Consider the following 21,503-nt stretch of genomic DNA (forward strand, 5'->3'; position numbering starts at 1 on the left):
AATCATTAATATTATATACATTTAAAAATGATCTTATTTTATCAAATAACTAGTTACCATAAAACTCCCCTCTTCTACAAGAGGGAGTCTTATAATATATACGTCCTTAAATAAATTTAATTTAAATAATTTATTATATTTTTTCATACTCTTGTCTTAATTTCGTAATTATCTTTTTTTCTATCCTAGATATAGTCATTTGAGATACATTTAATTCTTTTGCTAGTTGACTTTGCGTTTTATTGTTAAAAAATCTATCTTTCATAATTTTAATTTGAACTTCATCAAGATTTGTCATAAACTTATTTATAAAATCTTCATTCTCTATTTTAGAAAAGTTTTTATCTTCATCTCCCATTAAGTCCATTAACTTAACTTGCTTATCATCTCCATCATTATCATAAGTTATATCTAATGATGTAGTATTATATCCTTGAGATGCTTCCATGGCCTCTAAAACTTCTTCTTCAGAACACCCCAAATAAGCAGCTATATCTATAACCTTAGGGGGCTTTTGATTTTTCTGCTGAAGTTCAACTTTAGCCTTGTTAACTTTTTTTGATAATTCCTGGATTCTTCTTGGAACTCTTATAGCCCAACCCTTATCTCTAAAGTACTTCTTTATTTCTCCAACTATAGTAGGAGTTGCAAAACTTGAAAATTCATATCCTTTTTCTACATCAAATCTATCAATAGCATATATAAGACCTAATGATCCTACTTGATATATATCTTCATATTCAATTCCTTTGTTTATGAATTTTTTAGACAGTATATCAACTATATACATATAATTTTCGATTAATCTATTTCTTATGTCTATATCTTTGCTTTCCCTGTATTTTCTGAACAATTCTTTAGTATCTATTGGCTTATCTTTATCCTTTGTAGCTTTTGCTACATTTTTCATTAAATATCAGCTCCTAAATACTTAGTCATTTTTACTATTGATCCAGATCCTTCTTCAGATGTAAATTCTACCTCATCCATAAGACTTTTAACAATAAAAAGACCAAGTCCACCTTCTTTAGGGTTTAATAAATCTGGTTCTTCTATTTGAGATGGGTTACAACCTTTTCCATCATCCTTTATTACTATAGACAAATTATTAGCCGATACTAAAAAATTAACATAAAAATTTTTATCCAGTCCATGTTTTATAGCATTAGTGCATCCTTCCGCTACTGCAACCTTTATATCTTCTATCTCTTCTACATCAAATCCCATTCTATTCGCAATTGCAGAAACAGTCAGCCTTATAACCCCTACATATTCAGGCTTACTAGGCATAGTCATTTCTATTGTATCTATTACATTATCTTCCTTATCTTCTTTATTAATTACTGGTGTCAACTCTATCCCTCCACTTTAAATATTTTATCTAAACCAGTTATATTGAAAATCTTTTTTACATTTTGCTTTGCGTTAGTTATATATATATCCTTTTCATCTGTTTTTAATCTTTTTAATATCCCTATCAATACTCCTAATCCTGTAGAATCTATATATTCTAAATTAGAAGCATTTAAAACTACATCTTTTGGTTTTAAAGATACAGACTCTATCAAACTATCCTTCAGTTCATTAGCTGTATATATATCAATTTCTCCATGTACATCTATATTCCATACATCCTTATTATCATCAAAATTTTTGTTTATTATAATTGACATACTAAACACTCCTTTTTATTTTTTTTTCAGAAATATTTTATTTACAAATTTTACACTTTGTATAACTCCTGATATGTTGCTCCCTAAGGACACTACTTTCTCAACATCCTCAGTTATAGTATCTAAATTAGTGACTATATTATCTACTTTTTTTTCATTTTGTTCTATCATTCTATTTACATTTACTATTATCTTAGTAGAAGATTTTATTGCATTACCTAGATTTATACATACAAATACAAATCCTATAGCCATTATCAATATTCCTAATTGCCATACACTGATTTCCATATATTATTCTTCCTCCTCATTAAAAGTCTTGCTTATGACTATTTCATCTTGAGTTTGAACAATCTCCTCTTCACTTAATCTATCTATTATATTTTTTATCCAATCTTTCATTCTTATTTTAAATTCTTCAGGTTCGTTTACAATATCTCTAGTAGCATTTAATACATCTTCTCTAGATTCTTTACCGCTCTTTGGTGCAAACAATAAAGCTGTTATAGCCCCTATTATACCTCCAAGTACAAAGTATCTACTCTTTTTGCTCACATTAAAGCCCCCTTTTTACTTTTCTCAGAAACCTAAAAAGTTATATATCTATGATATTAAATATTCAGATATCATCCCTATAACTTCTGGATTGGTTTAAAACAATCTATTTCAAAATTATTTTATCATAACTTTATCAGATTTTATATGAAAAAAGAATAGGATTTTACCCCTATTCTTCTCCAACTATTTTAGCCATAGATACTACGTAGCATTCTTCATCTGTTCTCATAAGTTTAACACCACTAGTTACTCTGCTAAGCTTAGATATTTCTTCTACAGCGATTCTGATTAATACTCCATCAGAATTTATCATCATAAGCTCATCTTCTTCATTTACTACCTTAGCGCCTATTAAGCTTCCTGTTTTGTCATTTATATTATAAGTCTTAAGGCCTTTTCCACCTCTATTTTGTATTCTATATTCATCTACAGAACTTCTTTTTCCATAACCATTCTCACTTACAACTAAAAGTTCGCTTCCTTCATCTACGAGCTCCATAGAAACCACTATGTTATCTTCATTCAGGCTTATACCCTTAACTCCCATAGCACTTCTTCCCATTTCTCTAACATCTTTCTCGCTGAACTTAATAGCCATACCATCCTTACTAACTAACATAATCTCTTGATCTCCATTAGTTATCTTAACTCCTATAAGCTCATCATCTTCTCTTAAGTTAATAGCTATTAATCCATTTCTATTACTCTTTCTAAATTCACTTAAGGCAGTCTTTTTAATTATACCGTTCTTAGTACAAAGAACAAGGTACTTTTCATCATGAGAATCAACCATCGGAATTAATGAAGTTATCTTCTCATCCTTATCAAGAGGTATTAAGTTTATCATAGCAGTTCCCTTAGCTTGTCTCTTACCTTCAGGTATTTCATAAGCATTTATTCTATATACTCTACCTTTGTTAGTGAAACATGCAAGTCTACTATGAGTAGTAGTAGTTATTAGATGCTCTACGAAATCTTCTTCTCTAGTAGTTAGAGCTGATATTCCCTTTCCACCTCTTTTTTGACTCTTATAAGTGTCAGATGGAAGTCTCTTTATGTATCCAAAATGAGTTAATGTTACGGCAATTTCTTCATCTTCGATCAAGTCCTTGATATCTATTTCACCTGCAACTGCTTGTATATCAGTCTTTCTATCATCACCGTATTTATCTCTTATAAGAGTGATTTCATCCTTTATAAGATTTAGAAGTATTCTCTCATCTGCTAATATTTCTTTTAATCTATTTATAATCTTCAATAATTCTTCATACTCATCTTGAATCTTCTCTATTTCAAGACCAGTAAGCTTTTGAAGTCTCATATCAAGTATAGCTTGTGCTTGGATTTCGCTAAGATCAAATCTATCAATAAGACTTAATTTAGCTTCTTGACCATTCTTAGACGCCTTTATAATACTAATTACTTCATCAATATTATCAAGTGCTATCTTTAATCCCTCTAATATATGAGCTCTTTCTTCTGCTTTTCTTAACTCGTACTGTGTTCTTCTAGTTACAACATCCTTTTGATGCTCTAAATAGTAGTATAACATTTGTTTTAAATTTAGAACCTTAGGTTCTCCATTTACAAGAGAAAGCATTATTATACTGAAAGTATCTTCAAGTTGAGAATGCTTATAAAGCTTATTAAGAACTATGTTTGCATTAGCATCTCTCTTAATCTCTATTACAATTCTCATACCTTTTCTATTACTTTCATCTCTAAGATCAGATATTCCCTCTACCTTCTTATCTTTAACAAGATCAGCTATTTTTTCAACAAGCTTAGCTTTATTGACAAGATAAGGTATCTCTGTTATAACTATTTGCTCTCTACCTTTTGCCGTTTCTTCTATTTCAGCTTTAGCTCTTACCTTTGCTTTTCCTCTACCAGTTCTGTAAGCCTTCATAACACTTTCTTTACCCATTATAGTAGATCCTGTTGGGAAATCTGGTCCTTTTATAAACTCAGTAAGATCTTCTACATCACAATCTGGATTATCAATTAAATGGATAACACCATCTATAACCTCTCTTAAATTGTGAGGCGGAATAGAAGTTGCCATACCAACAGCTATACCATTAGATCCATTAACTAATAAATTAGGGAATCTAGACGGAAGAACTGAAGGTTCCTTTAATGTATCATCAAAGTTAGCTGTATAATCTACTGTTTCTTTATCTATATCTCTTAAAAGCTCCATTGTAAGCCTTTGCATTTTAGCTTCTGTATAACGCATTGCAGCAGGAGAATCCCCATCTATTGATCCAAAGTTACCATGGCCATTAACCAAAGTATATCTAGTAGAGAATTCTTGAGCCATTCTAACCATAGCAAGATAAACTGCAGCATCTCCATGTGGGTGGTACTTACCTAGTACGTCCCCGACAATACGGGCTGATTTTCTATACGCTTTTTCAGGCGTTAAATTAAGTTCATTCATAGAATAAAGAATTCTTCTATGAACTGGTTTTAATCCATCTCTTACATCAGGAAGTGCACGTCCAACTATTACACTCATCGCATAATCAATATACGATTTCTTCATTTCATCTTCTATCTCAACAGGGACTATCCTATCTTTATATTCACTCATTTAAATATCCCCTCTCCTTCTTATACATCTAAATTATCTACATATTTTGCATTTTCTTGTATGAAGTTTCTTCTAGGTTCAACCTTATCTCCCATTAACGTAGAGAATACCTCATCCGCCATAGCAGCATCTTGAATAGAAACTTGAAGTAAGGTTCTTGTATCAGGATTCATAGTCGTATCCCATAATTGCTCAGCGTTCATCTCTCCAAGACCCTTATATCTTTGAATATTAACAGATTTTCTTCCTATTTCATCTAGGACTGCATTCATTTCCTTATCTGAGTAAGCATAAACCTCTGTTTTTCCCTTTTTTATTTTATATAATGGCGGTTGAGCTATATAAACATATCCATTATCTAATAAAGGTCTCATATATCTAAAGAATAAAGTAAGAAGAAGAGTTCTTATATGAGCCCCATCGACATCGGCATCGGTCATTATAACAATCTTATGGTATCTAAGTCTTTCACTATCAAATTCATTTCCAATACCACAACCAAATGCTGTTATCATATTTCTTATTTCTTCTGAATTTAATATTTTATCTAGTCTTGATTTTTCGACATTTAATATCTTACCCTTAAGTGGAAGAATTGCTTGAGTCTCTCTGTCTCTACCTTGTTTAGCAGATCCACCGGCTGAATCCCCTTCGACTAAGTATATCTCACTCAGAGCTGGATCTTTTTCTGAACAATCAGCAAGCTTTCCTGGAAGAGATGTACTTCCAAGAATACTCTTTCTTCTTGTAAGTTCTCTCGCTTTTTTAGCAGCAGCTCTTGCTCTTTGAGATCTAAGTGATTTATCAACTATTATTCTAGAACTTGCTGGATTTTCTTCTAAGAAAGATCCAAAAGCCTCAACAGTAACACCTTCTACTATACTTCTAACTTCTGGGTTTCCAAGCTTAGTTTTAGTTTGTCCTTCAAATTGAGGATCAGGAAGTTTCACAGAAACGATAGCTGTAAGACCTTCTCTTATATCTTCACCTAATAAGTTTACATCTTTCTCTTTTAAGAAATTATTCCTTCTAGAATACTCATTTACAGTTCTAGTTAATGCACTCTTAAATCCGCTTAAATGACTTCCACCTTCATGAGTATTTATATTATTAGCAAAAGCGTATATATTTTCAGTATATGTATCTGTATACTGCATAGATATTTCAACTATATAATCATCTACTTTTCTCTCGAAATAAATGCTATCTTCATGAAGAGGTGTTCTAGTTTTATTTAAATGCTTTACAAACTCTATAATTCCACCATCATAGTGAAATTCTTTTTTCTTCTCTTTATCCGCTCTTTTATCTTCTAATACTATCTTGATTCCTTTATTTAAAAAAGCTAACTCTCTAAGTCTATGCTCTAATGTTTCATATTTAAATACAACTTCTTCAAATATAGTATCATCTGGTTTAAATTTTATAGTGGTACCTGTTTCATCCGTAGTTCCAACTACACCCAAATCTGATATTGGATTTCCTCTTTCATATCTTTGTGAATGAATTTTTTCATCTCTTTTAACACTTACTTCAATCCACTCAGATAGTGCATTTACTACAGATACACCAACTCCATGAAGTCCTCCTGAAACCTTATATCCACCCGATCCAAACTTTCCTCCTGCATGCAGCACAGTTAGAACAGTTTCTACAGTAGATTTTCCTGTTTGAGGATGTTTTTCTACAGGTATTCCACGCCCATTATCTACAACACATACACTTCCATCGTTCTCTAAAGATACGTATATTTCATTACAGTATCCAGCTAGAGCTTCATCTATACTGTTGTCGACTACCTCATAAACTAAATGATGGAGTCCTCTTGGACCAGTAGATCCTATGTACATACCAGGTCTTTTTCTTACAGGCTCTAATCCTTCTAGTACTTGAATTTGACTTGCTCCATATTCTTTATTCATTATATTACCTCCGTTTCCAAGAAAGCAGGATTACTTATTCCAGCTCTTTTTAAAAGGGTTATTGATGAAATAGGTGAATAGTATACATAAAACTTATTATCGCAATTTGTAACTATAATAGATTTAGGATTTTGTTCTGTTAAATTAATTGTTTCATATATTCCTTCACTTGCTTTTTTTAAATCATAAGAACACTTTGAATCAAGTATAAATATAATGTCACTAATCAAAATGTCACAATCTCCTCCTAAGTGCAAAAACATGATAAAATCCTCCTACTGGCTAGCCCTTCCTTTTTCAATATGAATTATATTTACATCTTTATCTTCAAAAATCAGTTTATGATTCTCCTCAGCACTAGTTATAAAGATTTGAATATCTTCAAACTCTTCAATCAATAATTTCTGTCTTCTTTGGTCTAATTCACTGAATATGTCATCTAATAAAAGAATTGGAGATTCTCCTGTTTCTTCTTTTATAAGTTCTATTTCCGACAACTTCAATGATATAGATGCTGTTCTTTGCTGTCCTTGAGATCCATATAATCTAACATCTAATTCATTTATAAAAATACTAATGTCATCCCTATGAGGTCCTATTTTAGTAGTTCTATATTGCCTATCTAAATTTCGACTAGATTTTAATTTTTCTAAAAATTTATTTCTTAAAATTTCTAAATCATCATCATCATCTACCTGAATTTGATTTACATATTCTATTTTTAAATTTTCCGAATCGCTAGTTAGGTTTTTATGAATTTTTTTAGATAACAACTCTATTTTCTTTATAAAATCTCTTCTATACAAATATATGGATTTAGCATATTCGCCTAATTTTTCGTCATATATATCAAGTAAGTTTTCATCTATATAATTAGATTTTAAGAGTTTATTTCTTTGAATTAGTATTTTGTTGTAATTAGAAATGTAATTATAATACAAGGGAATTATCTGACTTATTTCTCTATCTATAAATTTCCGTCTCTCTTTAGGCCCATCTTTTACAAGCTTCAGATCTTCTGGCGAAAATATAACAACATTTAAATTTCCTAATAAATGCATAATCTTATCTATTGAAATTTTATTTATCTTTATACCTTTTTTCGCATTGTTTCCAAGAACTAATTCTATTATATTATTTTCCATTTTTTTGGAAAATATTCCGCCTACATAAGTATTTTCACTATTAAATCGTATTAATTCCTTATCTTTGTTAGTTCTAAAGGATTTTCCTATACTCATTAAGTATATAGCTTCTAATATATTAGTTTTACCTTGTCCATTTTTTCCTAACAATAAGTTTATCCTTTTATCGAAATTTAGATAGAGTTGATCATAATTTCTAAAATTAATAAGCTTTATACTTTTTAAGTACACAAAAAGCACTCCTATCCTATAGTACCTTTATCTTAATTGAGTCAACTTCTACAATATCATTCGATCTTATTTTTTTTCCTCTTTGGTATGCAACTTCTCCGTTAACCTTAACTTCACCGTCTAATATCATACTTTTAGCATGGCCACCCGATCCTACCATATCAGCTAATTTTAGAAGTTGGTCTAACTTTATAAACTCTGAATCTATTTTAATTTGTTTCATAATAAATTCCTCCTACATATTTAATGCATTTCTCTATTATATCATATTTGCAAACAAAAAATCCTATAGAAAAACAAAAAAAAGATACTCAAAAATAAAAAAACCCAACTTGCAGTTGGGCTTATGAATTAGCAGAAACTCTTACTGGTAGTAATAGATATATATACTGATCTCCATTTACAGGTTTTAAAATACATGGACTCACATTAGTAGTAAATTCTAAATATATTTCATCACAATCTAAAATCTTTAAAGCTTCTATAAAATATCTTGAATTAAAAGCGATATCTAAATCTTCACCTTCTAACACAATAGGGATTTCTTCATGAACATTACCTATCTCAGAGTTAGAAGTTATAGTCATATTGTCATCTCTTATAGAGAATTTAACTAAGTTATTTTTTCCTTCTTTAGCTAAAAGAGATGCTCTTTCTATACTATTCAATAATTTTTTAGTATCAACTTTTACTCTTAGATTATATTCCCTTGGTATAAGCTGGTTATAATTTATAAATTCACCTTCTAAAAGTCTAGTTATTATCTTTGTATCCTTAACTAAGAAAAGACAATGCTTATCTGTGAAAGCTATTTTAAAATTGCCTTCTTCTTCAGATAAAATCCTATTAACCTCATTTAAGGCTTTTCCTGGTATTATGACTTTACTGTTTCCAACGTTGTTTTCTATATTAGAACTTCTAATGGCTAATCTATATCCATCTATTGCAACTAAATTTATATCGTTATCATGTACTTCTAAAAGTTCTCCCATAAGTATAGGTTTACTTTCATCTTGAGATATAGCAAAAACAGTTTGTTTTATCATATTTTTAAATAGTTCCTCAGGAAGCTCATAAAATCTATTTTCATCCAATTCTTCAGGTTTTGGATATTCACTTGGATCATGTCCTTTTATTTTAAACTCAGAGCTTTCGCATGTAATACATATATTATTATCTAAATCAGTAGTTATTTCAACAAGTGAATCCGGTAATTTTCTTATAATATCTCCAAATAACCTAGAATCAATAACTATAGAACCTTCTTCTATTATTTCTGCATCTAAAAAAGTTTCTATTCCTAAATCTAAATCATTCCCGATTAATTTTATTCTATTATCAACAGTTTCAATAAAAATTCCCTTTAAAATAGGTAACGTCGTTTTATTTGAAACTCCTTTTTGAACAGTACTTACTTTATTAGCTAAGAGTTTTTGGTTACAAATTATTTTCAATGTGGATAACCTCCTTTGAATAAATATAATAAAAATATAATAAAAAAGATAGTAGTAATAGTAATAGGGGCTGTTGATTTGTGGATAAGTCACTTTAAATATTGAAATACGTATTGTTGACGTGTTAATAGAATGTTGACTACTCTATACATTTTATTAACATTATTAAAGAGCAAAAAAAATATTCACAATCTATTAAGATATTATCAACGCCCAATTGTGAATAACTATTCCTTTAAATCGCTGATTATTTTATTTATTCTATCTTTTATATCTGAGTTGGTTTTTATATCATTAACAATTTTATCATGTGCGTGAATTACAGTAGTATGATCTCTACCCCCAAACTCTTCTCCTATTTTAGGTAAAGATAAATCTGTAAGTTCTCTAGTTAAGTACATGGCTATTTGTCTTGGATACGCAATGGCTCTAGTTCTTTTTTTAGAACTAAAATCGTCCATTTTTATACTAAAGTATTCAGAAACCTTCTCTTTTATAAGATTTACATTCAATTCCTGAGGCTTAGAAGAAGAAATGATATCCTTTAAAGCTTCAATAGCAAGTTCAAATGAAATTTCTTTATTTGTAAGAGATGAATAAGCTACAACTCTAGTCAATGCACCTTCAAGCTCTCTTATATTCGATTTTATATACTTAGCTATATAAGTCATAACTTCATTTGGTACTGTTATATTCTCCATTTGAGCTTTTTTTCTAAGAATCGCAATTCTTGTCTCAAAGTCAGGAGCCTGAATATCAGTTATAAGGCCCATTTCAAATCTAGATCTTAATCGATCCTCTAGAGTCGGAATTTCTTTAGGAGGTCTATCACTAGATATTATAATTTGTTTATTAGCTTCGTGTAGCGTATTGAATGTATGGAAGAATTCTTCTTGAGTTCTTTCTTTGCCAGCGATAAATTGAATATCGTCAACTAATAAAACGTCTACATTTCTATATTTATTTCTAAACTCCTCATTTCTATCATCTTTAATAGAGTTTATAAGCTCATTTGTAAACTTTTCAGATGATACGTAAACTACTTTTGCATTCTTTGTATGAGATAAAATGTGATGTCCAATAGCTTGCATTAAATGAGTTTTTCCAAGCCCTACACCACCGTATAAGAAAAGAGGGTTGTAAGCTCTAGCTGGCGCTTCTGCAACAGCAACACATGCAGCATGTGCAAATCTATTACTATTACCTATAACGAATGTATCAAAAGTGTATTTAGGATTTAGGTTTGAATAGCTTGGAATTTCTATTTTAGATACATTCTCATTTTCAAAATCTCGTAATTCTTCTTCATCTAATATAAACTTTATTTTATATTTTGAAGATGATATTTGGTTTATAGAACTCTCTATTAAATTCATATACCTAGCCTCTAAAATTCCCTTAGTAAAATCATTAGGAACAGATAACAGTATAGTATTACTAGTTATCTTTAGAGGTTCAATAGGGCTAAAAAAAGCATTAAAACTCGCAGGAGTTAATTCTGTTTTTATCAATTTAAGAGAATTTTCCCATAAGGAAAGCAAATCCATATTAATTACCTCCTAGGTTCATTGAATAATTTCCACAAAGTTATTAACAATAAATTAATTTAAAATAATATATGTCAAATAATAAAATGTAATATATTTTAGTGAGGATATTTGAATTGTTTTTGTGGATAAACATGTATAAAAAAATATAATTTTATATAAATTTGAACAATAATAAAAATTGTTGATAAAGTTATTATAAGCATCAACAATTTATTATTTATAGTATATAAGTAAAATATAAGTGAAAATAAATTAAAAAATATAATATTATACACAGGTTTATCCACAGATTGTGTATAACTATAATAAATTCTATTTTTCTATTCACATTATCAACAGGTAAAAATATAATATCAAATATTGTTGTAAACTTCAATACAATAAATACAATTTATCCACATTATCAACCCTATGTGGATAATATTATACAGATATAATTTTGTTTTGCTGTTCTATTATGTAAAATTGTAGATATACACATTTAAAAGAAGGGGCAAAATAGGGGTAAGCATTTAAATGGATTCCTTCTATCATTTTAAATATTGACTTAAATAGCATAAAATATATCTAAAAGCAGAAATTTTATATAGAAAAGTGCTATTTTAGTTTTTGGATTATCTTACCCACAGGGAACTTGCTTAACTAAAAATTCAGTTGTAAGTAGAAACCCATCTAAATTAAGTTTCGTTATTAGTAAGAAGGTCATAGATTAATAGGAAAATGACGGACATTGTTTATTTGTTTTTTTAGAGTATGTGTAAATTCGATAGGGGTCTTAAAAAAAATAAACACACATATATTAAAAGAATATTCATCTAAAAGCCTAGATTGTAAGTGTAGTTTCTAAATTTTTAATGCATTTCGAAAGAACTTTTTATCTTGCTTTTAATAAATTAGGTAAGATCAGTTTTATACTATAGAAGCTAATATTAAAAAATTATATATGAAAATATTAGTGAATGATTTTAGATATTTTGAATAATACAACTTAGTTTTTAGCGTTTAATAATACGTTAAGAAATTTATGTGTTTGACTACAATGAGTTCGTAAATTTTAGGATTATTAATAAGATAAAAGCTTAGCTGTATTCAGAATATAGTTGTATTCGTGGTATTTCCATAGATAGTTTTGATAAACCACAAAATCTAATAATTATATTGGTTAATGAATAATTAAAATTGTACTGTTTATAATAAATAATTGGCATATAGTTTTGTCTTATTTCAAAAATTAGTTTTTTTACCATTATATAAATTAAAATTAACACAAAAATTCGTTGACAATAAAAAACAATAATTATATAATTTTATAGGTAGTATGCTCACTTTCAAATAAGGTGATCTAATTTAAAAATTTTAAATAGAAGAATATACAATGAAAGGCGGTGTTTTGGATGAAAAGAACTTATCAACCAAAAAAGAGACAAAGAAAGAAAGAACATGGTTTCAGAAAGAGAATGAAGACTACGAGTGGAAGAAGAATTCTTAAGAAGAGAAGAGACAGAGGAAGAAAAAGATTAACAGCTTAGTTTATTAGGGGCCGCTAGATGTGGTCCTTTTGTGCAATTTACGGGCTGGAGGAAATTAAACTATGGATTTTGTGAATGCTAATGGAATAAAAAAAGACTCCGATTTTAGAAAAGTTTATAAAACCGGGAAGTCATTTGCAAATAGGTTATTGGTTATGTATGTTGTAAAGAACAACTTAGATATAAATAGAGTTGGTTTTTCAGTTTCTAAAAAAATTGGAAAAGCTGTAGTTAGAAACAAGGTTAAGAGAAGAATGAGAGAGAGCTTTAGATTATATACTAATGAAAATAATCTAAAAGTAGGCTATGACTTTGTATTTATAGCTAGAATGCCAATTAGCGAATCAGACTTTATGTCGACTCAAAAATCAATGATACATTTATTTAAAAAAGCAAATATTGTAAAACGATAAGGAGATTATAATGAGTAAATATATAATTGGTTTTTTTAAGTTAATTATAAGATTTTATCAAAAATTTATATCTCCAATTAAAGGTAAGACCTGTAGATTTTATCCTACTTGTTCTCAATACGCTATAGACGCTTTAGAAAAGTATGGATTTTTAAAAGGGTCTTATTTGTCTATAAAGAGAATTTTAAAATGTCATCCTTTCCATGAAGGAGGGTATGACCCAGTTGAATAATTAATACACGTAAATTTAGGAGGTTTTAATTTTGTTTGCAAACTCTCTAGGTGCATTATTGAAAATTGTATTCAATATAGTAGGTGATTATGGATGGTCTATAGTTATATTTACTATATTAGTTAAAGGAGCATTGCTTCCACTTACTTTATCTCAGACAAAATCTATGAAGGCAATGCAGGATATACAACCTAAGATAAAAGAAATACAAGAAAAATATAAGAATGATCAAGAAAAGATGAACCAAAAAGTTATGGCTCTTTACAAAGAGCATAAGGTAAATCCTGTAGCAGGATGTCTTCCGTTATTAGTTCAAATGCCTATATTAATAGGACTTTTCTCTGCATTGAGAAATCCAGCTAAATACGTATTTGGATCAGAAGCTGCCTATAAAGCTATAGATACTAGCTTTTTATGGCTTCCTAATTTATCAAATCCAGATGTAATAATGGTAGGTGGGTTTGCCATACCTTGGATATTACCTATTCTAGCTGGTCTTACTACTTACATATCATCTGCTATGATGACTCCAAAAGGAGGCAAAAAGGATTCAACTCAAACTATGATGCTTTATTTTTTCCCACTGATGATATTATGGTGGGGTAGAACTTTCCCAGGTGGACTTACATTATACTGGGTAGTAAGTAATGCATTCCAAATTATTCAACAGCAGTTTATTATTAAACCTGCTAAAGCCAAGGAGGAGTAAGAGGATGAGATTCTTAGAGGTAACAGGGAAAACAGTAGAAGAGGCTTTAGATAAAGCTTTGATAGAGTTAAATGTTACTAAAAAAGATGTAGAAATAGAGGTTATAGATCAGCCAAGTAGAGGATTTTTAGGACTTATAGGAAATAAATTAGCTAAAATAAAAGTAACTGTAAAGGATACTCCTAAAGATTTAGCAAAAAAATTTGTTCAAGATATATTAGATTCTATGGATATAGAAAGTGAAATAAAAATAACTCAAAATAATAACGAAATAAGCATAAATCTAACAGGTGAAGATGCAACTTCTTTAATAGGGAAAAGAGGATATACTCTTGATTCACTTCAATTTTTAACTGGATTAGTCGTGAATAAAAGCTCTAATACTAAGATGAGAGTTTTAATAGATATCCAAAATTATAGAGAAAAAAGGGAAAAGTCTTTGATAAGATATGCTAGAAAATTAGCTAAACAATGTGCTAAGACTAGAAAGACTATAAAACTTGAATCTATGAATCCTTATGAAAGAAGGATTGTACATTCAGCACTTCAAAATGATAGATATGTTAACACTTACAGTGAGGGAATAGATCCTAATAGAAAAGTTGTTATAACGGTTAAAAATAAGTAAAAACAAAAAACCTCCTAGTATTAAGGGGGTTTATTTTTTGTAATCATATAGGGAATTATATAATTTTTAGATTAAGGTTATCCTAAAGATAAGAGTTATTATAAAGATAATTTTAAGAATAAAGAGGTGATTTAATTGTATATAGATGATACTATTGCAGCTATTGCTACTGCACCTGGAGAGGGTGGAATAGGAATAGTTAGAATAAGTGGAGAAAAAGCTCTTGATATAGCTGAAAGTATATTTGAATCGGTTAATAAAAAAAGTATAAAAGATTATAATCCAAGAACTTTGATATATGGAAATATTATAGATGATGACAAAATCATAGATGAGGTATTACTTGCTTATATGAAAGGACCCCATACTTATACTAGAGAAGATGTTATAGAGATAAACTGCCATGGAGGATTTATATCTGTAAAAAAAATATTAGAATTGGTTCTAAAAAAAGGTGCTAGATTATCAGAAGGTGGAGAATTTACAAAAAGAGCGTTCTTAAACGGAAGAATAGATCTATCTCAAGCAGAGGCTGTTATGGATATAATCAATGCTAAGACAGACCTTAGTTATAATGTTGCTCAAAGTCAATTAGAGGGAAGTCTTTCATTTAAAATAAAAGAACTTAGAAATAAAGTAACTGAACTTCTTGCACATGTTGAAGTTGCTATAGATTTTCCTGATGAAGATGTAGAACATATAACTTATGAAAATTTATATAATAAATCAAAAGAGTTGAGAAAAGAAATAATAAATCTTTATGAGACATCTGAAACTGGAAAAATAATAAGAGATGGTCTTAAAACTGTTATAGTAGGTAAGCCTAATGTAGGTAAATCATCTTTATTAAATGCAATACTTAAAGAATCTCGTGCTATAGTTACAGATATTCCGGGAACTACGAGAGATGTAATAGAGGAGTTTGTGAATATAAATGGAATACCTCTTAAAATAATAGATACAGCAGGTATTAGAGAAACAGAGGATGTTGTAGAGAAAATAGGAGTACAAAAATCAAGAGAATTCTTTGAATCAGCAGATCTTGCTATACTTGTTCTTGATGCATCAAGAAAATTATCAGAGGAAGATATAGATATACTTAAAAATGTTAAAAATAAGAATACTATAGTTTTAATAAATAAGACTGATCTTGAAAATAAAATGGACGAAGATAAGATAAAAGAATATGTAGACGAAAAAAGAATAATAAAGATATCTGCTCTAGAGAGAAAAGGTATAGATAAATTAGAAAATGAAATTGCCGATATGGTATATAAGGGAAATGTTTCACAAGGTGATAGCGTTATGATAACTAATGTTAGACACAAGGATTCACTAGAAAAAGCTATAAAATCTATAAATGATGCTATAAAAGCTATTGAAGATAATATGGCTCTTGATTTTATCGAGGTAGACCTCAAAAATATTTGGGATTACCTTGGTGAAGTTAGTGGAGATACCGTATCTGAAGACTTACTAGATACTATATTTAGAGATTTCTGTATAGGAAAATAGATATTAATAGGTCGAAATTTAGATATATAAAATAATATTTGTAGTATAATGTTTAACGTGAAACATTATATGTGAAACATGAGGAGGATGAACATGAAGTTTAACGGAGGAAAATATGATGTTATAGTCGTTGGCGCTGGACATGCTGGATGTGAAGCTGCTTTAGCATCTGCTAGAATGGGTTGTAAAACATTAATGATAACAATGTCTTTAGACTCTATAGCTTTAATGCCTTGTAATCCATCTATTGGAGGAACGGGAAAAGGCCACTTGGTTAAAGAAATAGATGCCCTTGGCGGTCAAATGGGTATAAATATAGACAGGACTTATATACAAAGTAGAATGCTTAATACTGCTAAAGGGCCAGCTGTACACTCTTTAAGAGCACAAGCTGACAAGTATGAGTATCATAAAGAAATGAAAAAAGAGCTAGAAAATCAAGAAAATCTAGAAGTTATAATGGATGAAGTTGTAGATGTAATAGCTGAAAATAATGTTATAAAAGGAGTTTCTACAAAACTTGGTGCTATTTATGACTGTAAGGCTGTAGTTTTATCAACTGGAGTATATCTAAATTCTAAGATATATATAGGAGAGGTTAGTTTTTACGAAGGACCTAACGCGCTAGGTTATTCTAAGCACTTAACTGAAAGTCTTGAAAAATTAGGTCTTAGAATGAGAAGATTTAAAACAGGAACACCTGCAAGAGTTCATAGAGATACTGTTGACTTTAGTAAAATGGAAGAGCAAAAGGGAGATGAAGTTATAACTCCTTTCTCATTCATGAACGATGAATTAGAGCTAAAGCAAGAACCTTGTTATTTGACTAGAACAACAGAACAAACACATAAGATTATAAATGATAATATAAAAAGATCTGCAATGTATAGCGGAGAAATAGATAGTGTTGGACCTAGATACTGCCCATCTATAGAAGATAAGGTTGTAAGATTTCACGATAAACTATCACATCAAACATTCATAGAGCCTGAAGGAAATAATACTAAAGAAATGTATATACAAGGTATTTCTACATCTCTTCCTTATGAGGTTCAAATAGATATGTATAGATCAATAACAGGTCTTGAAAACTGTAAAATAATGAGACCGGCATATGCAATAGAGTATGATTGTATAGATCCTACACAACTTAATCCTTCTCTTGAAATAAAAGGAGTTGAGAATTTATTTAGTGCAGGTCAATTTAATGGAACATCTGGATATGAAGAAGCTGCAGCACAAGGTCTTATATCTGGAGCGAATGCAGCTTTAAAGATACAAGGAAAAGATCCTTTGATATTAGATAGATCTCAAGCTTATATAGGAGTTTTAATAGATGATTTAGTTACTAAGGGAACTAATGAACCGTATAGAATGATGACATCAAGATGTGAATACAGACTTTACTTAAGACAAGATAATGCAGATTTAAGACTTACTGAAATCGGTCGTGATATAGGTCTTGTCAAAGATGATAGATATGATAAATTCATTCAAAAGAAAACAAAGCTAGAAAAAGAAATAGAAAGACTAAAGGAAGAAAGAGTTACTCCAAGTCAAGTAAACAAACAATTAGAAGAGATGAATCTTCCTGGAATTAATACAGGAATGAGCTTATATGAATTCTTAAAAAGACCAGAGTTTGACTATGAACTATTGGAGAAATTAGGGAAAAAATCTGACTTAGAATTATCCAAAGCTATAAAAGAGCAGTGCCAAATAATATCTAAGTATGAAGGTTATATAGGAAAACAGTTAAAACAAATAGATCAATTTAAAAAGCTAGAAAATAAAAGATTAAATAAAGATTTAGATTACTCTAAAATAAGCGGATTAAGACTTGAGGCTAGACAAAAACTAGATTCTATAAAGCCTATATCAATAGGACAGGCATCTCGTATATCTGGAGTTTCTCCTGCTGATATATCTGTTTTATTAATATACCTGGAGCAACTTAGAAGAGGTAGAGGTGATAAGAGTGAGTAATAGAGATATTATAAAGCATGGTCTTAAGCAGCTTAATATAGATATAAGTGAAACTAATATAGATAAATTTGAAAAGTACAAGGATATACTACTTGAGTGGAATCAACATATGAACCTTACGGCAATTGAAGATGAAAAAGAGGTTTATATAAAGCATTTTATAGATTCTTTAGCTTGTATTAACTCAGGTTATATAAAAGAAAACGACAAAATAATAGATGTTGGAACGGGAGCGGGATTTCCCGGTATACCTTTAAGAGTATGCATGGAAAGCTTAAATCTGACATTACTTGATTCTCTTAATAAAAGAATCAACTTTTTAAAAGAAGTTTGTAATAATCTAGAACTGGATAATGTCGAGTTTGTACATGGTAGGGCAGAGGACTTTGGAAAAGATGCAAATTATAGAGAACAATATGATATAGCAACAGCAAGAGCGGTTGCGTCTTTACCTGTTCTTCTAGAGTATTGCACACCTTTTATAAAAGTTGGGGGATATTTTGTGTGCTTAAAAGGACCTTATCTTAATGAGGAATTAAAGGAAGCTAAAAAGGCAATCGACGTTTTAGGACTTGAATTTGTAGAGAAAATAGATGTCGATCTTCCTTTTACAGACATAAAACACAATATAGTGATTTTGAAAAAAATAAAAAATACTCCAACAAAATATCCACGAAAAGCGGGTAAACCATCAAAAACCCCAATAAAGTAACGAAAAGTGTGTCAAAAAAGACTCATATTTCCCGAGAAATAAAGGAAGTTGTAATATAAAAATATTAAGAATATAGAAGGGATATGAATATTTTTGGAGAAAGTATTACTTGGATAAATAAAAATTTAAACAAATTTTATCATATTTCTTCTAGAGAGAGGGATATTATGGAAGATAGAAAAGTTATGGAAATACCTATAGATACGATAATTCCAAATCCATATCAGCCGAGAAGGACTTTTTCAGAGGCTGCATTGAATGAATTAAGCGAATCTATAAAGAGTTTTGGAATACTTCAACCTATTACAGTTAGAAAAATAAGTGACAGTATGTACGAGTTAGTAGCAGGAGAGAGAAGACTTAGAGCGTCTAAAAAAGCAGGTCTTAAGTATATACCAGCTATAATAAATAATTTGTCAGACCAATCGTCTGCTGTGCTTGCACTTATCGAAAACTTACAAAGAGAAGATTTAAATTTTATAGAAGAAGCTTTGGGATATGAAAACCTAATAAAAGATCATAACTTTACTCAGCAAGAACTAGCTCAAAGTGTCGGAAAAAATCAATCAACTATTGCTAATAAGCTTAGAATACTTAGATTATCGGACGATATAAAGGGAAAGCTTATTGAAAATGGTTTAACTGAAAGACATGCTAGAGCTCTTCTTAAACTACCGGATGATGATTATAAAAATCAAGTTTTAGATACAATAATCAAGAACGAGTTAACAGTTAAGAAGGCAGAAAAACTAATAAAAGATATACTAGAAGACCTTGCTACACCTAAAGAACCTGAAAGAAAACAGACTATAAAAGCAGCTCTTAATTTTAAGATATACTTAAATACATTAAAGAATGCTTATAATGCTATAGTCGATACGGGAATAAATGCTAAGTACAAAGAAAATGATAAGGGAGATCATATCGAAGTTGTAGTTAAAATTCCTAAAGCTTAAGATTACTGTTATGCGGTAATCTTTTTTTCAAACTTGTAAGGATTTAAAGGGGGAATTACAGTGGGGAAAATAATTGCTGTGTTTAATCAAAAAGGGGGAGTGGGAAAGACAACCACCAATGTAAATTTAAGTGCATGTATAGGACAGTTAGGTAAAAAAACGCTGGTAATAGATTTGGATCCTCAAGGAAATACAACCAGTGGATTTGGAATAGATAAAGAAGAATTAGATGCTACTATATATGATGTTTTATTAGGAGAAAAAGATATAAAAGATACCATAATAGATACTGAATTTGATAATATAAGTGTATTATCATCTTCAACAGAACTTGCTGGAGCTGAGATAGAGCTTACAGGAATAGAAAACAGAGAATTTATATTAAAAAGTGTGCTAGATACAGTTAGGGATGAATATGATTATATATTCGTAGATTGTCCACCTTCTCTTGGAATGTTGACAATAAATTCTCTTGTAGCAGTAGACAGTGTATTAATACCTATACAATGTGAATATTATGCATTGGAGGGTGTTAGCCAATTGATGCAGACAATATCTTTGGTTAAAGAAAATTTAAATCCAAATCTTGAAATTCAGGGAGTAGTTCTGAGCATGTTTGATGGAAGAGCTAACCTATCTATTCAAGTAGTTGAGGAAGTTAAGAAATTCTTCAAGGGAAGTGTTTATACAACTATTGTTCCAAGAAATGTTAGACTAGCTGAAGCACCTAGCCACGGAAAGCCAGTTGTATATTATGATTCAAAGTGTAAAGGTTCTTTAGCATATGTAGAACTTGCTGAAGAATTTATAGACTTAGAAGAGGATGTGATATAGATGGCGAAAAATAGATTAGGAAAAGGATTAAGTGCTTTGATACCAAATAATAAGACAGTTTCATCTGATAAAGAAATAGTAAATCTACAAATAAATGAAATTTATCCAAACAAAGAACAACCTAGAAAGATATTTGATCAAGAAAAATTAAGTGTATTATCTGAATCTATAAAGAACTATGGAATATTACAGCCTATAGTTGTAAAAAAAGAAGAAGATGGATACATGATAATAGCAGGTGAGAGAAGGTTTAGAGCTGCTAAAATAGCAAAACTAAGAGAAATGCCAGCAGTTGTAAAAGACTTACCAATTAAAGATATAATGGAAATAGCTTTAATCGAAAACTTGCAAAGAGAAGATTTAAATGCAATAGAGGAAGCTATAGCGTATAGAAGTCTTATAGAAAATTATAAGGTAACTCAAGAAGAAATATCAGAGGCAGTAGGGAAAAGTAGACCTCATATAACTAATACCTTAAGGCTTTTAAACTTAGATGATAGAGTTATAAAATTAATAGAAGAAGGAGAGATAACTCCTGGCCATGGAAAAGCTCTTCTTAGAATAGAAAATAAAAACATTCAATATGAGATAGCACTTAGAATAATAAAGGAGAGGCTATCTGTTAGAGAAGTTGAAAATCTATCTAAGTCCATGACGGATAAAAAACAAGAAAAAAGTAAAAAGGTTAGTAAAGATCCTTTTATAGTAAATATAGAGGATAAACTAAGAGATGTATTCGGAACAAAAGTGAATATATTAAAAGGCAAGAAAAAAGGAAAAATAGAAATAGAGTATTATAGTGATGAAGAACTTGAAGGAATATTAGAACAAATACTATAAAGTCAACATTAGGAGGAGCA

General features: G+C 29.7%; 23 protein-coding genes. 11 read left to right on the plus strand and 12 right to left on the minus strand.

The window, feature by feature from the left end; all coding sequences use genetic code 11:
- Window positions 1–133: 133 nt before the first annotated feature.
- From M2214_RS17325 to dnaA, 12 genes are all read right to left on the minus strand, one after another.
- Window positions 134–910, minus strand: a complete 777-nt coding sequence (locus tag M2214_RS17325; protein WP_248481192.1) for a SigB/SigF/SigG family RNA polymerase sigma factor — start codon at window positions 908–910, stop codon at window positions 134–136.
- Window positions 910–1,296, minus strand: a complete 387-nt coding sequence (locus tag M2214_RS17330; protein WP_248484908.1) for an ATP-binding protein — start codon at window positions 1,294–1,296, stop codon at window positions 910–912. Before M2214_RS17330 ends, M2214_RS17325 begins: the two co-directional genes overlap by 1 nt.
- Before the next feature lie 59 nt (window positions 1,297–1,355).
- Complete coding sequence (locus M2214_RS17335; protein WP_248481193.1) at window positions 1,356–1,673, minus strand: STAS domain-containing protein; 318 nt, start codon at window positions 1,671–1,673, stop codon at window positions 1,356–1,358.
- Between the two features lie 15 nt (window positions 1,674–1,688).
- On the minus strand, window positions 1,689–1,964 hold the full coding sequence (locus tag M2214_RS17340) for a DUF948 domain-containing protein (RefSeq protein WP_248481194.1): 276 nt from the start codon (window positions 1,962–1,964) through the stop codon (window positions 1,689–1,691).
- A 3-nt stretch (window positions 1,965–1,967) separates the two neighbouring features.
- On the minus strand, window positions 1,968–2,228 hold the full coding sequence (locus M2214_RS17345) for a YtxH domain-containing protein (RefSeq protein ID WP_248481195.1): 261 nt from the start codon (window positions 2,226–2,228) through the stop codon (window positions 1,968–1,970).
- A gap of 172 nt (window positions 2,229–2,400) precedes the next feature.
- The gene (gene gyrA, locus M2214_RS17350) at window positions 2,401–4,827 is read right to left on the minus strand and encodes a DNA gyrase subunit A (RefSeq protein ID WP_248481196.1); all 2,427 of its coding nucleotides are present in this window, start codon (window positions 4,825–4,827) and stop codon (window positions 2,401–2,403) included.
- Between the two features lie 20 nt (window positions 4,828–4,847).
- A complete protein-coding gene (gene gyrB, locus M2214_RS17355; RefSeq protein WP_248481197.1) occupies window positions 4,848–6,749 on the minus strand; it encodes a DNA topoisomerase (ATP-hydrolyzing) subunit B in 1,902 nt (633 codons plus the stop codon).
- A complete protein-coding gene (gene remB / locus M2214_RS17360; RefSeq protein WP_248481198.1) occupies window positions 6,749–7,012 on the minus strand; it encodes an extracellular matrix regulator RemB in 264 nt (87 codons plus the stop codon). The genes gyrB and remB overlap by 1 nt, the downstream gene beginning before the upstream one ends.
- A 12-nt stretch (window positions 7,013–7,024) precedes the next feature.
- Complete coding sequence (gene recF / locus M2214_RS17365; RefSeq protein ID WP_248481199.1) at window positions 7,025–8,125, minus strand: DNA replication/repair protein RecF; 1,101 nt, start codon at window positions 8,123–8,125, stop codon at window positions 7,025–7,027.
- Window positions 8,126–8,141: 16 nt separating this feature from the next.
- Complete coding sequence (locus M2214_RS17370) at window positions 8,142–8,348, minus strand: RNA-binding S4 domain-containing protein (RefSeq protein ID WP_248481200.1); 207 nt, start codon at window positions 8,346–8,348, stop codon at window positions 8,142–8,144.
- 121 nt (window positions 8,349–8,469) lie between these two features.
- Window positions 8,470–9,579 carry a DNA polymerase III subunit beta gene (gene dnaN, locus M2214_RS17375; RefSeq protein ID WP_248481201.1) on the minus strand — a complete coding sequence of 370 codons (1,110 nt, stop codon included), beginning with the start codon at window positions 9,577–9,579 and terminating at the stop codon, window positions 8,470–8,472.
- A 227-nt stretch (window positions 9,580–9,806) separates the two neighbouring features.
- Window positions 9,807–11,126: a chromosomal replication initiator protein DnaA gene (gene dnaA / locus M2214_RS17380; protein WP_248481202.1), complete on the minus strand. Its 1,320-nt coding sequence runs from the start codon at window positions 11,124–11,126 to the stop codon at window positions 9,807–9,809.
- A gap of 1,397 nt (window positions 11,127–12,523) precedes the next feature.
- Here dnaA and rpmH point away from each other — a divergent pair.
- The 11 genes from rpmH (at window position 12,524) to M2214_RS17435 (ending at window position 21,483) form a co-directional block, all read left to right on the plus strand.
- On the plus strand, window positions 12,524–12,658 hold the full coding sequence (rpmH, locus tag M2214_RS17385; RefSeq protein WP_099189744.1) for a 50S ribosomal protein L34: 135 nt from the start codon (window positions 12,524–12,526) through the stop codon (window positions 12,656–12,658).
- Window positions 12,659–12,720: 62 nt separating this feature from the next.
- The gene (gene rnpA, locus M2214_RS17390; protein WP_330651520.1) at window positions 12,721–13,071 is read left to right on the plus strand and encodes a ribonuclease P protein component; all 351 of its coding nucleotides are present in this window, start codon (window positions 12,721–12,723) and stop codon (window positions 13,069–13,071) included.
- Between the two features lie 10 nt (window positions 13,072–13,081).
- A complete protein-coding gene (yidD, locus tag M2214_RS17395; RefSeq protein ID WP_248481203.1) occupies window positions 13,082–13,303 on the plus strand; it encodes a membrane protein insertion efficiency factor YidD in 222 nt (73 codons plus the stop codon).
- Window positions 13,304–13,334: 31 nt separating this feature from the next.
- Window positions 13,335–14,012 carry a YidC/Oxa1 family membrane protein insertase gene (locus M2214_RS17400; RefSeq protein WP_248481204.1) on the plus strand — a complete coding sequence of 226 codons (678 nt, stop codon included), beginning with the start codon at window positions 13,335–13,337 and terminating at the stop codon, window positions 14,010–14,012.
- A 4-nt stretch (window positions 14,013–14,016) separates the two neighbouring features.
- On the plus strand, window positions 14,017–14,640 hold the full coding sequence (jag, locus tag M2214_RS17405) for an RNA-binding cell elongation regulator Jag/EloR (RefSeq protein ID WP_248481205.1): 624 nt from the start codon (window positions 14,017–14,019) through the stop codon (window positions 14,638–14,640).
- A gap of 135 nt (window positions 14,641–14,775) precedes the next feature.
- Window positions 14,776–16,155, plus strand: coding sequence for a tRNA uridine-5-carboxymethylaminomethyl(34) synthesis GTPase MnmE (mnmE, locus tag M2214_RS17410; RefSeq protein WP_248481206.1), 1,380 nt, complete (start codon window positions 14,776–14,778; stop codon window positions 16,153–16,155).
- An 87-nt stretch (window positions 16,156–16,242) separates the two neighbouring features.
- Window positions 16,243–18,141 carry a tRNA uridine-5-carboxymethylaminomethyl(34) synthesis enzyme MnmG gene (gene mnmG, locus M2214_RS17415; protein WP_408648295.1) on the plus strand — a complete coding sequence of 633 codons (1,899 nt, stop codon included), beginning with the start codon at window positions 16,243–16,245 and terminating at the stop codon, window positions 18,139–18,141.
- Window positions 18,134–18,853 (plus strand): 16S rRNA (guanine(527)-N(7))-methyltransferase RsmG, encoded by a 720-nt coding sequence (rsmG, locus tag M2214_RS17420; RefSeq protein WP_248481208.1) that lies wholly within the window; start codon window positions 18,134–18,136, stop codon window positions 18,851–18,853. Before mnmG ends, rsmG begins: the two co-directional genes overlap by 8 nt.
- 167 nt (window positions 18,854–19,020) lie before the next feature.
- Complete coding sequence (noc, locus tag M2214_RS17425) at window positions 19,021–19,809, plus strand: nucleoid occlusion protein (protein WP_248484911.1); 789 nt, start codon at window positions 19,021–19,023, stop codon at window positions 19,807–19,809.
- 60 nt (window positions 19,810–19,869) lie between these two features.
- A complete protein-coding gene (locus M2214_RS17430; RefSeq protein WP_248481209.1) occupies window positions 19,870–20,643 on the plus strand; it encodes a ParA family protein in 774 nt (257 codons plus the stop codon).
- Window positions 20,644–21,483, plus strand: a complete 840-nt coding sequence (locus M2214_RS17435; RefSeq protein ID WP_248481210.1) for a ParB/RepB/Spo0J family partition protein — start codon at window positions 20,644–20,646, stop codon at window positions 21,481–21,483.
- The last annotated feature ends 20 nt before the right edge of the window (window positions 21,484–21,503 follow it).

Source organism: Tepidibacter aestuarii, assembly GCF_934924865.1.
Classification (GTDB): Bacteria; Bacillota; Clostridia; order Peptostreptococcales; family Peptostreptococcaceae; genus Tepidibacter_A; species Tepidibacter_A aestuarii.

Excerpts from the sequence above, each read along its gene's own strand:
- M2214_RS17325 (WP_248481192.1), bottom strand. The coding sequence starts at position 910 with ATGAAAAATGTAGCAAAAGCTACAAAGGATAAAGATAAGCCAATAGAT.
- M2214_RS17330 (WP_248484908.1), bottom strand. The coding sequence starts at position 1,296 with ATGACTATGCCTAGTAAGCCTGAATATGTAGGGGTTATAAGGCTGACT.
- M2214_RS17335 (WP_248481193.1), bottom strand. The coding sequence starts at position 1,673 with ATGTCAATTATAATAAACAAAAATTTTGATGATAATAAGGATGTATGG.
- M2214_RS17340 (WP_248481194.1), bottom strand. The coding sequence starts at position 1,964 with ATGGAAATCAGTGTATGGCAATTAGGAATATTGATAATGGCTATAGGA.
- gyrA (WP_248481196.1), bottom strand. The coding sequence starts at position 4,827 with ATGAGTGAATATAAAGATAGGATAGTCCCTGTTGAGATAGAAGATGAA.
- gyrB (WP_248481197.1), bottom strand. The coding sequence starts at position 6,749 with ATGAATAAAGAATATGGAGCAAGTCAAATTCAAGTACTAGAAGGATTA.
- remB (WP_248481198.1), bottom strand. The coding sequence starts at position 7,012 with ATGTTTTTGCACTTAGGAGGAGATTGTGACATTTTGATTAGTGACATT.
- M2214_RS17370 (WP_248481200.1), bottom strand. The coding sequence starts at position 8,348 with ATGAAACAAATTAAAATAGATTCAGAGTTTATAAAGTTAGACCAACTT.
- dnaA (WP_248481202.1), bottom strand. The coding sequence starts at position 11,126 with ATGGATTTGCTTTCCTTATGGGAAAATTCTCTTAAATTGATAAAAACA.
- rpmH (WP_099189744.1), top strand. The coding sequence starts at position 12,524 with ATGAAAAGAACTTATCAACCAAAAAAGAGACAAAGAAAGAAAGAACAT.
- rnpA (WP_330651520.1), top strand. The coding sequence starts at position 12,721 with ATGGATTTTGTGAATGCTAATGGAATAAAAAAAGACTCCGATTTTAGA.
- yidD (WP_248481203.1), top strand. The coding sequence starts at position 13,082 with ATGAGTAAATATATAATTGGTTTTTTTAAGTTAATTATAAGATTTTAT.
- jag (WP_248481205.1), top strand. The coding sequence starts at position 14,017 with ATGAGATTCTTAGAGGTAACAGGGAAAACAGTAGAAGAGGCTTTAGAT.
- mnmG (WP_408648295.1), top strand. The coding sequence starts at position 16,243 with ATGAACATGAAGTTTAACGGAGGAAAATATGATGTTATAGTCGTTGGC.
- noc (WP_248484911.1), top strand. The coding sequence starts at position 19,021 with ATGGAAGATAGAAAAGTTATGGAAATACCTATAGATACGATAATTCCA.
- M2214_RS17435 (WP_248481210.1), top strand. The coding sequence starts at position 20,644 with ATGGCGAAAAATAGATTAGGAAAAGGATTAAGTGCTTTGATACCAAAT.